The 14,109-nt window shown below is 59.4% G+C and carries 17 protein-coding genes; 12 read left to right on the top strand and 5 right to left on the bottom strand.

Features of this window, described 5'->3' with window-relative positions:
- Window positions 1-35: 35 nt before the first annotated feature.
- The 5 genes from JOF47_RS00835 (at window position 36) to JOF47_RS00815 (ending at window position 3,964) form a co-directional block, all read left to right on the top strand.
- Window positions 36-1,790, top strand: a complete 1,755-nt coding sequence (locus tag JOF47_RS00835) for an IS30 family transposase (protein WP_209995319.1) — start codon at window positions 36-38, stop codon at window positions 1,788-1,790.
- 335 nt (window positions 1,791-2,125) lie between these two features.
- Window positions 2,126-2,590: a hypothetical protein gene (locus tag JOF47_RS00830; protein ID WP_209995317.1), complete on the top strand. Its 465-nt coding sequence runs from the start codon at window positions 2,126-2,128 to the stop codon at window positions 2,588-2,590.
- Window positions 2,574-2,879: a transcriptional regulator gene (locus tag JOF47_RS00825; RefSeq protein WP_209995316.1), complete on the top strand. Its 306-nt coding sequence runs from the start codon at window positions 2,574-2,576 to the stop codon at window positions 2,877-2,879. Before JOF47_RS00830 ends, JOF47_RS00825 begins: the two co-directional genes overlap by 17 nt.
- Window positions 2,880-2,938: 59 nt before the next feature.
- On the top strand, window positions 2,939-3,268 hold the full coding sequence (locus tag JOF47_RS00820; protein WP_209995314.1) for a hypothetical protein: 330 nt from the start codon (window positions 2,939-2,941) through the stop codon (window positions 3,266-3,268).
- Window positions 3,269-3,616: 348 nt separating this feature from the next.
- Window positions 3,617-3,964, top strand: a complete 348-nt coding sequence (locus JOF47_RS00815) for a hypothetical protein (protein ID WP_209995313.1) — start codon at window positions 3,617-3,619, stop codon at window positions 3,962-3,964.
- Between the two features lie 153 nt (window positions 3,965-4,117).
- Here JOF47_RS00815 and JOF47_RS00810 read toward each other — a convergent pair whose 3' ends face one another.
- Window positions 4,118-4,489 carry a hypothetical protein gene (locus JOF47_RS00810; protein ID WP_209995312.1) on the bottom strand — a complete coding sequence of 124 codons (372 nt, stop codon included), beginning with the start codon at window positions 4,487-4,489 and terminating at the stop codon, window positions 4,118-4,120.
- Window positions 4,490-4,963: 474 nt separating this feature from the next.
- Between JOF47_RS00810 and JOF47_RS00805 the strand changes: the two genes are divergently transcribed.
- Window positions 4,964-5,365, top strand: coding sequence for a hypothetical protein (locus tag JOF47_RS00805; protein ID WP_209995311.1), 402 nt, complete (start codon window positions 4,964-4,966; stop codon window positions 5,363-5,365).
- A 294-nt stretch (window positions 5,366-5,659) separates the two neighbouring features.
- Here the strand turns inward: JOF47_RS00805 and JOF47_RS00800 are convergent, their stop codons facing one another.
- Both JOF47_RS00800 and JOF47_RS00795 read right to left on the bottom strand, forming a co-directional pair.
- Complete coding sequence (locus JOF47_RS00800; RefSeq protein ID WP_209995310.1) at window positions 5,660-5,872, bottom strand: hypothetical protein; 213 nt, start codon at window positions 5,870-5,872, stop codon at window positions 5,660-5,662.
- Between the two features lie 808 nt (window positions 5,873-6,680).
- Window positions 6,681-7,205 carry a hypothetical protein gene (locus JOF47_RS00795; protein WP_209995309.1) on the bottom strand — a complete coding sequence of 175 codons (525 nt, stop codon included), beginning with the start codon at window positions 7,203-7,205 and terminating at the stop codon, window positions 6,681-6,683.
- A gap of 283 nt (window positions 7,206-7,488) precedes the next feature.
- Between JOF47_RS00795 and JOF47_RS00790 the strand changes: the two genes are divergently transcribed.
- Together JOF47_RS00790 and JOF47_RS00785 are read left to right on the top strand one after the other, a co-directional pair.
- Window positions 7,489-7,989, top strand: coding sequence for a DUF805 domain-containing protein (locus JOF47_RS00790; RefSeq protein WP_209995308.1), 501 nt, complete (start codon window positions 7,489-7,491; stop codon window positions 7,987-7,989).
- Window positions 7,990-8,167: 178 nt separating this feature from the next.
- Window positions 8,168-8,404: a hypothetical protein gene (locus JOF47_RS00785; RefSeq protein ID WP_209995307.1), complete on the top strand. Its 237-nt coding sequence runs from the start codon at window positions 8,168-8,170 to the stop codon at window positions 8,402-8,404.
- A gap of 362 nt (window positions 8,405-8,766) precedes the next feature.
- On the opposite strand, the gene JOF47_RS00780 is transcribed toward JOF47_RS00785, so the two are convergent.
- Window positions 8,767-9,024 (bottom strand): hypothetical protein, encoded by a 258-nt coding sequence (locus JOF47_RS00780; RefSeq protein WP_209995306.1) that lies wholly within the window; start codon window positions 9,022-9,024, stop codon window positions 8,767-8,769.
- A 333-nt stretch (window positions 9,025-9,357) separates the two neighbouring features.
- Between JOF47_RS00780 and JOF47_RS00775 the strand changes: the two genes are divergently transcribed.
- The 4 genes from JOF47_RS00775 (at window position 9,358) to JOF47_RS22430 (ending at window position 12,607) form a co-directional block, all read left to right on the top strand.
- Window positions 9,358-9,519 (top strand): hypothetical protein, encoded by a 162-nt coding sequence (locus tag JOF47_RS00775; RefSeq protein ID WP_377738474.1) that lies wholly within the window; start codon window positions 9,358-9,360, stop codon window positions 9,517-9,519.
- Between the two features lie 242 nt (window positions 9,520-9,761).
- Window positions 9,762-10,643, top strand: a complete 882-nt coding sequence (locus JOF47_RS22435; protein ID WP_209995302.1) for a S8 family peptidase — start codon at window positions 9,762-9,764, stop codon at window positions 10,641-10,643.
- Window positions 10,644-10,892: 249 nt separating this feature from the next.
- On the top strand, window positions 10,893-11,765 hold the full coding sequence (locus tag JOF47_RS00765; protein WP_209995301.1) for a cyanobactin maturation protease PatG family protein: 873 nt from the start codon (window positions 10,893-10,895) through the stop codon (window positions 11,763-11,765).
- Window positions 11,766-12,133: 368 nt separating this feature from the next.
- Window positions 12,134-12,607 (top strand): phospholipase A2 family protein, encoded by a 474-nt coding sequence (locus JOF47_RS22430; RefSeq protein ID WP_425354911.1) that lies wholly within the window; start codon window positions 12,134-12,136, stop codon window positions 12,605-12,607.
- Window positions 12,608-12,887: 280 nt separating this feature from the next.
- On the opposite strand, the gene JOF47_RS00755 is transcribed toward JOF47_RS22430, so the two are convergent.
- Window positions 12,888-14,102, bottom strand: a complete 1,215-nt coding sequence (locus JOF47_RS00755) for a cation:proton antiporter domain-containing protein (RefSeq protein WP_209995297.1) — start codon at window positions 14,100-14,102, stop codon at window positions 12,888-12,890.
- Window positions 14,103-14,109 lie beyond the last annotated feature (7 nt).

Genomic DNA, 14,109 nt, shown 5'->3' with positions numbered 1-14,109 from the left:
GATCGAAGCAACACCTATTCCAAGGTGATTCGATCATGTACCTGAGTTCTTCCTCCTCAACAGGGATCCGGTTTCTGGCCTCGATCAAGCAGGGAAACGGTCTCAAACCCTCCGCCCGCGCGGCCGGAATCAACAAGGAAGTCGGCTACCGCTGGTTGCGCGAGAGCTACCTCCGCTTCCGCGGCGAGGGCCTGAGCCCGGCCGAGGCCACCGAAGCGCTCGGGTTCACGACCTCCCGGCTCCCGGCCTGGGAGGCCGCTGCCGTCGTGGCCACGGGCCGCCACCACCGGCAGGCGAGCGTCGAGGACGAAGCCAAATTCTGGGCAGCCTTTGGCCGCGGAACCAGGGTGGACCAGGCCGCCGAAGCCGCCGGGATGAGCCGTTCAACGGCGTATCGCTGGCTCCACGCCCGGTTCGATAAGCTCCGGGAATCTAAGGTGACCCTGAAGCGGTGCCAAGAACTGCTGCGGCTGACCGACCGGCGATGCCAAGGTCTTGAACGCGAACGGCTCGCCCGGCTGGCCAAGGAAAGGAATGCTGCCGCCGCGGCCCAACACGCCGCCGTCCAGTCCTCGAACCGCCATGCGGATGCGGTGCTGGACTCGACGGCTTCCGACGCGCAAGCCCGACGAGCCGAACGGGACACGGCCTACTGGCAGCTGATGCGCGAGGGCAAAAGCAACGCCGAGGCATGCAGACTTCTGGGTATGCATAGACGAACAGGCACGTCACTCCGGCGCGCCAACAACTATCAGATCCCCTCCCTGAAGCCCCGACCCGCACCAACGGGCCGCTACCTCGATATCCGGGAGCGGGTGCAGATCGCCGACCTGCTGGATCTGGGGTGCTCAATGCGCGAGGTCGCCTATGAGCTGGGACGGCAGCCATCCACCATCAAACGCGAGCTGGACCGCCACCGGGACGCAGATGGACGCTACCTGCCCCACACCGCCGACCACGACGCCCGCCTGCAACGATCCCGTCCGAAGGTCCACAAGCTCGTTGCCGACCCCCGGCTGCGCGGGCTCGTGCAACGCAAACTCAACCGTTGCTGGTCCCCCGACGAGATCAGCGGCTGGATGAAAAAGGCCTACCCCGATGACCACGACCTGCGGATCTGCCCCGAAACGATCTACCGGTCGCTGCTGCTTCCTCAAGGCCAGGGCCTGCACAAGCGCTACGCCGCCAAGCTGCGCACCGGCCGGAGGATCCGCAAGACCCGTTGGCGCACCCGCACGGGACGAGGCTCGCGGATCCGCAACATGAAAATGATCGACCAGCGGCCGGCCGAGGTTGAAACCCGCCTGGAGGCAGGCCACTGGGAAGGGGATCTCATCGTCGGGGTCGGGTCCGTTTCGGCCATGGTGACCCTGCGAGAACGCAAGACCCAGTACGGGATCATCGTCAACCTGCCCAGGGACCATACCGCCGCCAGCGTCAACGCCGCGATCACCAGCGCGTTCGCTGTGCTGCCATCAACCCTGAAGCGCACCCTGACCTGGGACCAGGGGGTGGAAATGGCCAGCCACGAGGCACTCACCGAGGCCACCGGCGTCCCAGTGTTCTTTGCCGACCGATCCAGCCCCTGGCAACGCGGCGCCAACGAGAACTTCAACGGACTGGTCCGCCAGTATTTTCCCAAGGGCACCAACCTGGCCGTCCACAGCACCCGACACGTCAACCACGTGATGCGGGAGCTCAACACCCGGCCCAGAAAGAACCTCGACTACGACACCCCGGCCGCACGCTTCAGGGCCGAACACAATGCCCCGGCAAGGCCCGTGGGGTAGTCTCCATAACACAGGGAAAAACGCCCCTGTTTAGTCATTTTGTTGCGTCGACCGATAAAATCCGCCGCTCCTTCACCAGGCATTTTTGCGGGCTGGGTATACGGGAATCCGGCCGTCGCGAAAACGGGCCGATTCCTGAATCGTAGGTTTTTAGTGGCGCACACACCGCCGGAGGACCGTCTTGCGGGACACTTTCCCAACATCAAAATGGCACACCCCTTTCGGGGCGATCAGTCAGGTTTGTCGCCGGAAGCACGGCGTGTCGATTTGCCGCTCGTTCCTTGACTTTCCGTTATGGAAAAGGCAAACTTTCCATAATGGAAAGTGAGAATGGCGTGACTGAAGAAAAACCGCGGTCCGAGGATTTCGACCCCCGGGCAATGCTCGCAGAGGTCGACGGCGTTTCCAGCGCCATGGTGGACTCCACGGAGGCGCCCCGCGGGTTCATGCTCGTACTGGTGGCACTCGTTGCGACCGCCATGGCACTGAGCACCGTGGTTCCCTGGCCAGCGATCCTCGGCCTGTTCACCTTGGGCATCCCCCTGGGCATCTGGTATTACCTCGTGATGCGGAAGCGGCCCAAGCCGCGCCCCGTCACGAGGCACTCGGGGCCGTACTTCCTGTATTTCCTCTTGCTGCTGCTGGTCACGCAATGCAGCCGTTTTTGGGAGCCGGGGACCTGGTGGGAAGTCGTGGCCAAATGGCTCGTCGTGTTTGGGATCCTCTGGTTCTCCATGTCCCGCATGCGCACCGCCACCGTGAACCACCGCGTGAAGGACGCCAATGAGCGCCCCGTCTAACCCGGCGAAGTTCGACGAGCTGATCCACGCCCCGGTTCGCCTGCGCATCTGCGCCAGCCTGGCCCCGCTGCAATGGGCGGAGTTTGCCCAGTTGCGCGATTCGCTTGGAGTCGCGGATTCGGTGCTGAGCAAGCACCTCAAGCAGTTGACCGACGCCGGGTACGCCTACGTCGAACGGTTCACCAGGGCAGGCCGAAGCCACGTCAGGGTCGCGCTGACCGTCGAAGGCCGGAAGGCGTATGTCGGCCATGTCGCAGCCCTGCGCGCCATGACCGAGACGGCGAACTAGCCGGCCCCACAGAATTTGATACGTATGCCGTTGGCATACGCACTGGTAGAAAAGGGAGTTTGAAGACGACGGAATCTGAGAAGAAATTCTTGTTCGAACGGCTCGAATCGGTTCAATCAATGATGTTTCCCCCGACCCTATTCGACGGAAAAATTGAACGCGAGCTGAATCTATCTGATGAATTTGTCGATGCGTGTGTCAGCGCTTATTCGCTTATCGACGAATTACTCGCCATGCTTGCCGGTCATGGGTCCAATAGCGCCGACGTGATTTTCTGGTGGAAGGCAAATGCGCCTGGAACAGTTGTGAGTGAATACAGTGAACTGACAAATTCGGAATTCGGTCGAGTAGTGATCTATTTGATCGAATCAGCCATGCACCTGAAGTAGCAATCGAAAGGAGCCACGCCTACGGCGGATGACCGAGACTTCGTTCTGTCGCCACGTGCGTGCCTTGCTGCTTCAGCAGTGCGGTCATGGGCTATGCGGTTAACGTCATCGAGGTTGATGGGTGCTCGACGAAGCTAGCCCAGTTCTTTCATGGCGGTCCAAATGCCCACCAAGCCCCGGGGCCAGACGGGTGCCTGGTGGGTTTGCCAGGATCGCAAACCCTGTCCCGTACAAGGTTCCTCTTGCGGGTGGGAATGCGGGAGGCCAAGTTGAACCGGTATACGGTGTGAACGTGCCGTAGGCTCAGGCCACGCGGGATTTAGTTCGAGAGCAAGGATGGGGTTCAGGATGACCGACAAGTACTATTACGAGCTTATTGAGTCGGAGGACCTGCCCACGCTCGAAGCAGGTCGCTACGCGATTCTGCACCGCCTCTGGGACGCAGTGGAGAACCCGGCTGGCGTCGCCGGACCCGGAATGATTGACCAGGCGGAGAGACGCACTAGTGAGTTGAAGATGGAATCCGTGGACGTGGGCGTTCCTGGGTGGGAAGGCGAACTCGCATTGCCGGCCGTAGATCTCGTGTGGTTTGCCGAGAAAGGCTTCTACATCTTCGACGTGCTCGACGGCAAAGGCGACCCCGGCCCCTCTTGGTGGCTGTCGGTTAAGGACCGCTTCTCTAACGGACATAAGTAAATCGGCCGCTTTGAACCAGATCTGCCACCCCCCATTCCGAACTCAAAATTGAGGTTGCGCCGAAGAGCGGAGCAATTTGTACCCGCGGGGCGCTGTCCCCGTGAGGGTTCCCCATCTGGAACGGTGGGCATCGTGAGTGCTGGTGTTTCGGGCTTACAACTCCTCGCAATACAACGCCGCGGCTAGAGCCTCCACCGGGGCCTTGAGCAGGAAAATGCCCCTTGTACCCTCGACGTAGTCAACGATCTTCCTTCTGATTTCTCCATCATTGAAGTTATCGTTTTCCACCCGCCACTTACCCTTGAACCGGTCATCGGAATCCACAAAACCAGGGGAACAAACCCGGACATAGAAGATGTTCCCCATCTCCTCAGAGAATCCTCCGAGGTTTGTCTCCCTGACGGTGAGATCGTAAACAGTGGCCCATTCGGTTCCCGAAGTACCAAACGTACCCCCCGAATAAATCCTCTCGCGGAGGTAATCCTCGTCCTCAGGATCCTCGCTCCATGATTCGTACAGAATCACTGGAGAAAGTCTTTTGCACATTGAAATCATTCCCTCTGCTGTCCATGCCAGGCATAAGTCTTGCCAGCTCCGAGCGTAGCGTGTCCGGTTCCTTCTGGAGGGGCAAGCCTGGCGAACGCAGTTCAGGAGTGGACGGGACTCCCAATCGAGCTCCACTGGAAATGCGGCCGCGATCGTTGCCAGCGAATCCCGATGCCGATGTCCCACTGACCATTCCTCCTGCGGACGCGCAATCGCTGTGCCGAGGACTTCGGACTGTGCAGTCGACTTAGGGGAAAACGACAACAGGCCAATGGGGTTAGGGGTTATCCTTCCGTTCCAACATAAGCAGCACCGGAAGGAATTCACGCCCCTCGAACGTAAAATTACCCAATGGCACATACACATCGAGCGAAAAATGTTTGTTGAGCGCAATCATGGCCTTGGCAACGGAGAACGCCATGTTGTCTGGAAGTCACGTGGAGCCGGATCATAATGAAAAACAATGAAAAAGCTTCACGGTATCTTGCGCGTCTGAAGGACAGTGTCGAGAGGATCATCCCGGAATTACCTGTAGGGGTAGAGGGGCACGTGTATATGCACGGCCATAGCGTGTGCGTTGACCTTGAAGGCGCGAATCTGGGTGTCTTTACGTTGGTATTGGGAAGCGAGGCGCCTGAGCTTCTATACGACAACCGGTATTACGACATTCGGACTGTCCCTGAAGGCTTGGATGCGACCATCGAATTTGCGCAGGAAACCTTCCGCGAGATTTCGAGGTTCATTATCCAGAGGGGTCCTGTAACGGAACAAAAAAGCCGCATTCTTCGGCGACCGTATATCCCGATACCACGGTTATATGGCCCGGACTGGAGGCTCACCAAGATCAGGAGGTAGGCCATTCATCATCCGGTCTCCTTTGTAGCGAGCCGGGGCAAGTTCTCTCGAGCATGTGGCTTGCCGAAGGATCCTGGTGTGGAGCGCAAAGACATCTGGAAAGATTGCAGGTCAAAGCCCCGTGAGAGGACTTAACCAGCGGCTAGTTATGCTCATCGTGTGGCAGACCCCTTGATATGCGTCCCGCAGAGCGTTCCCGATCCGGGCGTAACTCTGAATCCATATCCGAGCCAAAACTCTAGGTTTAGCATTGCTGATACAAACACCGTAGAAGCACCACTTCGCCGCCGACGTCTATAGCTGGCCCCGATTTCCCAGTTCCTGTTCTGCAGCAACTCTCATCATCCTGAAATGCCTTCTGGCTTTTGGATTTCGACCTGCTCCCGGCAAGTCGGCTTCGTCTTCTTTGTCGCTGGCCCACTGGCGCATGTTTTCGACACGCGAATCATTTGCAGACTTAAGGTCCCGTTCAAAACTTTCCAAGGTCTTCCACCACATCGTTGCCATGGCACCCAGCGTAGCAATCAGGTTCTGGGCAACATTCTCGCTAAGTTCACAAATGGGATGGATTCTGACAATCAGACGAGTAAATGACGACCGCAGTAGACCCAATCTGGCGCTACCAAACGGCAGTGTCCCACTCAAGGTTCCGCTTATGGACACTTCCAGGCAGTGCAGAGGACTTCGGACACCAGTGACGTCGTCTTCGGAAAACGACAGTATGGTGAATAGAAAAGGAAATGATGTTGTCTTCCAGGGAAGAGAACGCTCCCTTCCGCGACGGACCAGAAGGAAACAAGGGTGCCGGGGCAAACCAAAGAAAAAATGGACAGCGCTTCGATACGGGACATGATGGTAACCATCATTTGGGGCCCCAACGTGCTGATCCAGGTTGCGGGTTGGGTAACGGCACCAGTTGTATCCGCCGTAATCAGCTTCATATTTTTGTTGTTGGCTGCTGGAGTTGCAAAGTTCAGCATCGAGTTCCCACGCAACAAGCCAAACGAGATCAAAGGATTAGCCACACTTGGCTTATCGTGGTTTGCCCTTGCTTGCTGTGTTGCCTTGGTCCTGGGGTCCCTAGATCAGTTTTTTGCCAACCCCACACTCTTGGGAATCATTACCCCCATATCGGGAATCGTCCTCGGTTCCGCCCCGGTGGCAGTTTTGTGGTTCAGTGCAAGAAGCCGGGTCCTCAAAAAGGCCAAGACCGGCAACGCCGAGCGCGGGGAACGCCGAGCGCGGGGAACGCGAGGACCCCCACCAGTAGGCGGATCACTGCCCGCTTGAGGTTCCCCATGCGGCGCCGGCCTTCTTAGGGAGAAGTGCCCGTCGAAGCTGACGGTGATGCCGCATCCTCGGGAACCTCCGGATACACCTCTTGCGGCAGGAAAATCGTGTACCCGTCGCCACGGACAGAAATGCCATCCACCCTGATCGCATGGGCTTTGTTGTTGCTGCCGTCTGTCAGGTCGACGAAAACGCCGCTTCCCATCTGTTCGCCCACCACCACCGTGACGTTCTGCGGGGTAATGCCCCGAGCGGCCAGCAGCTCCCGCGCCTTGGCCACCATGGCCTCATCCAGAACCACATCGTGGAATGCATGCGTGACCCGGCATACCCCGTCCCGGCCGGCGGCGTAGGCCGCGGCCACCAGACCCTTGCCGGCTTGCTCCAAGGACTCGACAGGTTTGCGCCCGTCACAGGTGTCGCCCGAGTAATCCCGGAATACCGAGTACCCCGTCAAGAGCCCCGCGGACAGCACCAAACCCAGGGTGCCCAGTCCGGCTGCCTGGCGCTTGTGCGGGAACCGCACGCGCCACCCTTGAATTCCGCTCATGCACACCACTATCGCCGAGCCACTTCCAGGTGCCGCCCAAGGTCCCTCCGCGTCGCCAAGCGTCGCGGGTGCCATGGCAAAGCATCCAGGGCAATGCCGGGGAACAACGCACTCATCGGTGCCCGGAGCGCCGTTCCCACTAGGGGGGCACGGCGCTGCCGTGCCAACGGCTTCTGACTGTGCAGTCACCTTCAGAAAACGTCAATGCCGAACCGCTCTGTCGATGCCCGCGGCGCTATTCAAGTAATATTCCAAAGATCACTTTCATTGAGGAACAAGCACCATGTCACACCCAACGAACCCAGACGAATCCCCTTCGGCTTCACCCGCAGTGGATAGCCTGGACCTGCCGCGTTACGGTGCCACATTTGGCGAAGCCTTCAAGCTGTTTTTCCTGAAATACGGAACCTTCGACGGCCGTGCCAGCCGCAGCGAGTACTGGTGGGTCATGTTGCTCAACGTCCTGGTCACGAGCGCCTGCGCTGCCCTCATGGTCGTGGGCGGCGCGAACCTCCTTGATCCGGGTGGCACCGAGTTGCCGGATGCCGCCGCACCCGGGCTGTTGATATGGCTCACCTATTGGCTCGTCACGTTCCTCCCAAATTTGGCCCTGGGCATGCGCCGCTTCCACGACGCCAACTTCGAAGGTGAGACCTACTTTGTCTGTTGGTTGCCTTACGTCGGGCTGCCGATCGCCTTGGTCCTTGCCATGATGCCGTCCAAACCGGAAGGCGCACGCTTTGACCCAGACAGGTCATGGCCACCGGCCAAGCGGACACCCTAGCAGCGATACAGGTTTATTGGTTGCCGAGCAGCTTCCTCGTCAATATGTAGGTTATCGTCGCGCAAAGCGATGCTGAGCATTAGTAGCCCCTTGGGAGACTGTCCCACAGGGCGTTCCTGCTACGAGATGATGATCGCCTGATGTTGAGTTCGCCCGACCAACGAAAAGGACATAAATAATGGACGTGATCATGACGTGGGTCGTTTTTATTGGACTTGCGGCGGTTATTTTCTACTCCAGCAGGGAGGAACAGTCAGCCCACGCTGAAGCTGCCCACCGTGACGGGAAGGCGCTGCCTAGCAACCGTGTCGCGAGAATGTTTGCGACCTACACAGCTCTGGACTGGGGCCTGTTTATAGCCGCCATGGGGTTCCTCATCTCGGCCATCCTAGGAACCGCCCGCGTATTGCTCTGAACAGTATCCGCGAGCAAGCAAACTGAAGCAAAGGTGCCAAGGGAGAACAAGTGCCCGTTGATTCGGGATGACAAGGTGCCAAAGACTAAAAGCATCAAGCCGTTCAAGCGCCTGAATTACACGCTTTTGCGTGATCGTCGGCACTCGGCAGCCTTCTGGCGGTGGTGCCATGTCCGGGCGTCCGCGTTCGGTAGTCGAGCACACTTCAGGCAGTGCCCGGTAGACGTTCCCCTTGCGGACGCACAGCACAGTGCCGACGACTTCGAAAAATGACAGGGCCCACGGAACGCGCTGCCCAGACTGCGCCACTCGCCCGGATGCCGCTCGACATTGGCGGTTTGGAATCATACCCCAGAGAGCGGCTAGGCCAGTGCCCCAATTTCGGCGATGACGGTGTTTTCGGATGGGCAAGCCCACACCGCGCTTCCACCGAGCGCTACCGCGTCAAGAGGGTGGTTTTTCGGATGCAAAGGACATGGGGGCCAGTTGGTGAGCCCGCTCCCCTGCAGCTCATCGAACCCCCATTCCTGGGCACCTTCGGCTGCGGCCGCGACGACGTATGCGCGTGGCAAAGAGAGATCAATGAAGATGCCGTGGCTCGATCCGTCAGAAGCGGTCAAGGTTGCAAGCCATGAGTTGGTCGTACCTTGGCTGTTGAACTGGACCCTTGGGATGGGGGGCTCCGGTCGTTCTCATGTCTCTTATGACGGGGTCGAGAGCATCCTCCACGTTCATATGCACAGAATCCTTCTCCGGATTGACCGGCGTAGCAGCAACTGCCCCGGGCTGGCTCCCATTTTTCATTAGTGGCAGGTCGTTTTCAGCCTACTGGAGACCATATCTAGCAGACTGCCTTTCCATCATTCAGAAGTCCCGGTCAAAACCAGAAGGACAACCGCAAGCGGAAGGGAAAGTCCGGCGGCCGGCCGGTGACCTACGACCGGGAAGCGTACATGCGCCGCAACGTCGTGGAATGCAGCTTCAACACCCTCAAGCAGTGGAGGGCCCTGGCCACCCGCTACGACAAGTTCGCCCTGACCTACCGATCCGCAATCCTCCTCCACGCCGAGCTCGGTCGGAGCGCGGCAATTGCCGCGTTGGGAGACACGGCATAGCCCCCGGCCACGAGTACGCAGCTCACGCGGCTTCTCAACGATTTATGGATCAGTACTGGTGACATCTGGAAGCGAAAGGAGCAGTATAACTATACGAGTAGATGGACGTCATTGATGCCGGACGTTAAAATCGTTGAGCAGCAAGGAGGATCAACGCAGGCTGCCCGTAGAGCCTACTCGCGAACGTATTCGTCTCATCACCCCGAATACGGCCAAGAGCAGTGCTGGATCTGAGGAGATTCATGGACGAGCTTTCTTTGGTTCATCTTCCCGCCCTCATGTCCTTGAGCACGGGAGGAGCAGATGTGATTGTTGGAATAGTAGACGGGCCCGTAGCTCTCGATCATCCAGACCTGGCCCAGGCCACCATCAAATCTTTTCCGGGCTGGGGAGTAGGGTGCCGAGACCCACGAAGTGTTTCCTGCCAGCACGGAACCTCGGTAGTGGGTATCTTGGCCGCTAGCCGTCAATCGCAACCGCCCGGTATCGCTCCAGAATGTACGTATGTTCTGCGACCTGTCTTCACGGAGAACACCCCTGCGGGCGAAATGCCGACTGCGGCTGTTCGCGAAGTAGCAGAGGCAATTGTCGATTGTGTGCACGCTGGGGCCCGCATCATCAATCTCAGCCTCGCTGTGTCAGGTGGCGGCTTCACCTCTGACCAAATGTTGCGAGCAGCAATGGACTTCGCGAGCCAGAGAAGCGTGCTCGTTATCGCTGCGGTTGGGAATCACCGTGTGATTGGAGGGAATATGGACGTTCTTCGCCACGCATGTACGATCCCCGTAATTGCATACTCCCTTTTGGGGCAGCCCCTACCTCAGGCCCACATCGCTGCATCGATCGGGCGCTCCGGTTTGGGCGCTCCTGGGAAAGATGTCTTTGGCTTAGCAAGTTCGGGCGGTACCGCCGTGTTCACAGGAACCAGTATTGCTGCACCGTTCGTGACAGGGGCAGCTGTGCTATTGCGTTCGATATACCCCGCCGTTGCTGCCTCCGAGGTTAAGCATGCGCTTATCTCAACTAGGGCCGGTCAGCAGCGTTCGATAGTGCCGGGGTTGCTGAACGCTTGGGCCGCCTATCAGCTGCTTTCGACCCATACTTACAGAAAGGTGTTGGCATGATCCACGAGGAAGAACATTCAGACGAGCCTTTGCCGGACACAACACCCCGTCATAAAGTACGACTGCCCGGATTCACAGCGGATACGACAGAGGTGGGGCTGGGAGACGCCATAAAACGCGCTACAGCGCTAGTGGGCATTCAGCCCTGTGCATCATGCCTTGACCGAGCAGCAAGATTGAACCAGTGGATGGTATTTTCTGGCCGTCGATGATGGCCAGAAAATACGGAGCCGTAGTGAGGAGCTCAGCATGGATCCTATGATGGGTGCGAGACAGGCCGATGAAGAGGGAGGGAGCGCCGACCTGCAGCCCGGAGAGTACACGGCGCACACTCAAGTCACGCAACAGGCATTCGTTTACGCCATCGGGCAAGTTCAGCCGCGATTTCCCAGCCTTGGCGTAGAGAAAGAGTTCGCTCAAGTCGCCGGTCAGCGCGCTACTGCAACCTCGGCGACTGACCGCCAGATTTTTAGGGAGACGCTGTCAGATCCAGGGAACCGTTACTTGGCTCGTCAACTGTGCTGGGTATTCATGATTGGAGGCTTGGAGTCCTACCTCTTAATGCCGCGCGATCGTGCAGATTTCGACCTGTTAGTTGAAGCCGTTCGTTCGAGCCCGGAGCCAACGGACCTCGACGTGGTCGTTGGGAAAGCGGGTCCACTGAGCCAGCCGGAGGCCTGCGGACTTATCGTGCCAATTGTCGCCTTCGATCAATTGTATTCGTTCGACCGATCATCACTTCTGGGAGCAATACCGAAACCCGAGAATGCCACCGGGAAGAAGCTATCGCTATTTCGGGCAACAAGCGCTGAGCTTTTCGACCGCATCATGCAGCTAGCTGATAACGCTGGCAATACTGATGAACACAGAGCCCTCAACTATCTGGCCGTACGGTACCCAGACATCTATACACAGACTGCCATTGCACACGAGGAGAACGCTTCCTTGGACGCTGTGGACGTGCGACTCTCGCGACTTAGCGGCGTCCGGAAAGTATTGGACGTCATCTTCTCCTACCGAAACCGACGCACCGACGTGGTGCACAAATACTTCGTGCGCGTCGACGTGACCGAGGAATTTCCGTTTCTTGTTACCAAACTCTCACCGTTTTATGACAGATGAGTACCTAATGAGGCAGATGTCGTTTACAAAAACATCGATCCAATTAAATCAAGTCCAGAATTAGCCTAGGAAGGTGCCATCGTGGCTCTACCAAAATTCGTTGGAGCGGCCTCCATCTACATCTCGGGCGCGAGCTATCGGACGGCTGATGTTCGCAGCGAAACTGTGAACGGTTCGGTGGCTATTGCCCAGCATGATCCATGTGCGAGGAGCGGTGGGGGCGGAGTCATACTTCCGCCAACCCCATGCCCCCGTGGCCGCAAATGCTGTGGAAATGTTGTTAACAACAAGTGCATCGGACAATGCGTACCGAATGACGCAGCCTGCCCCTAGAAACCAGCCGCAATCACAACCACCGAAAGAGGTGTATGACTATGCCAATTCCAGGATATACAGCCACGTCGTCTCTGCGAGAACGGTCGAAAACGACAGGAAGCCTCAACCGACGTCGGGAGCTTCCGCCTGAAGGACTTGCCGTGCCACAAATAGATTTACGGCTTTACGGCAATTGGTGCGGGCCGGGGCACTCTGGACCGGGCGAACCCATCGATGCAGTAGACGAAGCCTGCTGCCGACATGACACCTGCTTCCGCGAGCAAGGATACGACGACTGCGACTGCAACAGGACAGCCATCCTGGATCTCACAAAGGCCGCGGTGAGCCCTGATACGGATCCGGGCGGCCGCACGATGGGACTCATAATTGCTGGTTTGCTGTCAGCGGCGCCGTGCACCTGCTCCGAAATTTGCGGCCCAAGCTCGAAGTGGCCCTTCTGGGATTGCTGGGATAGTCCTGTGACCGGATTCGGCATAGGGGGTATATGCCCTTTTCCCTTTAGCTAAACGGGGAACTGCCCCTGTTTTGTTGACTCCTTGACTGGGCTACATTTAGCTCTGCAAGAAATGCGGCAAACGAAGGGTTAACAGTCACACGACCATGTGGTCCCATTTTTAGTTGGGTGAAATGGCCCTATTCTCGGTTGGCGCTAGCACAAGCCAATCACCGTGTTCCGACTCGTGCCTGCCCCCGGGCAAGCGCTTCCTGAGTCGGCCCGCGCGGCAGCCGGTCCGGTTCGGGGGCGTTCGGTGGCGAGGGCGTCCGCACAGGAGGAACTCGTGCCGGTCACTTGGATTTCCCGGTCGGTGCGGCGGCTCGGCCATAGCGGCTGGCTAGGGGGGCCGCGCTGAGGCCGTGGACCACGATGCTCAGGAGCACGGTAAATGCGATCACCGCCACGACTTCGTCTGCCCCGTCGCCCAGCTCTTCGAGCGCGATGAGGGCGAAGACCAGTGATGCCAGGCCGCGGGGGCCGAACCAGCCCACGAACAGCACGGTGTTGCGGTCGAATCCTGTGCCGACCAGCGCCAGGGCCACCGGCACCATGCGCACGGCAGTGAGGCTGAGGACCGCGTAGGCAACCATGGCCAGATCGATGCGGTCGACCATGATCGGGACGGCGATGGCGCCGAACGCGAGCCACACCAGCAGGGACACCAGACCGCTGGTCTGTTCGAGAAACTCGAGTTCGGCGGGTCCGTGCCGTCCGGCCGCGGCCCCGAAGGCCAGGCCACCGCAGAAGGCCGCGACGAAGCCATTGCCGTGAGCCATCACGGCAGCGGCATAGGCGAGGAGGGCCAGGGCGAGAACCGCACTGCCGGCGAAGTCCTCGGCGGCCCACCCACCCCGCCTGGCACGGCGCAGCAGCGCCCCGCCGGTGACCCCGATGATGCCGCCGACGACCGCGCCGATGGAGAGTTCGAGCAGGGCGCCTCCGACTCCTATAGTGCCTTCATGGCCGGCTGCCACGGCGGCGCCGGCGATGGCGAGCATGACCACGGGAGTGACGATGCCGTCATTGAGGCCGCTCTCGACCGTGATGAGGCGACGGATCCGTTCCGGCACCGCCGGGTTCGTGACGACGGGGAGGCCCAGCGCGGCGTCCGTGGGCGCCAGCGCGGCCCCCACCAGCAAGGCAAGCCACACCCCGAGAGCGGGAAAGAGCCAGCCGGCCAGGCCCCAGCCGGCGAGCACGGTCAGCGGCAGCCCCACAGCGAGCAGCCGCACGTAGAGTCCCAGCCCCCTGCGGAAGTCCTGGATGCGGATGTGGGCGGCGTCGGAGAACAGCACCCACACAAGGGTGGTCTCCACCAAGGGCTTGAGCAGGTCCGGGGCGGTGGGGCCGTCAACCAGGCCGGAGAAGGCCACCAATGCCCCGATCAGGGTGAAGACGATGGGCGCGGTCAGGCCCGCCCGTTCCAGCCGGACCGACACCAGCCCCCAGAGGAAGATGGCGCTGGTGACGACTGTCAGCACAATGAGCCCGGCGTGCTCTTCCATACCTTCG

The sequence above is a fragment of the Paeniglutamicibacter kerguelensis genome (assembly GCF_017876535.1).
Classification (GTDB): domain Bacteria; phylum Actinomycetota; class Actinomycetes; order Actinomycetales; family Micrococcaceae; genus Paeniglutamicibacter; species Paeniglutamicibacter kerguelensis.
This window is presented reverse-complemented; position numbering and strand designations above follow the sequence as displayed.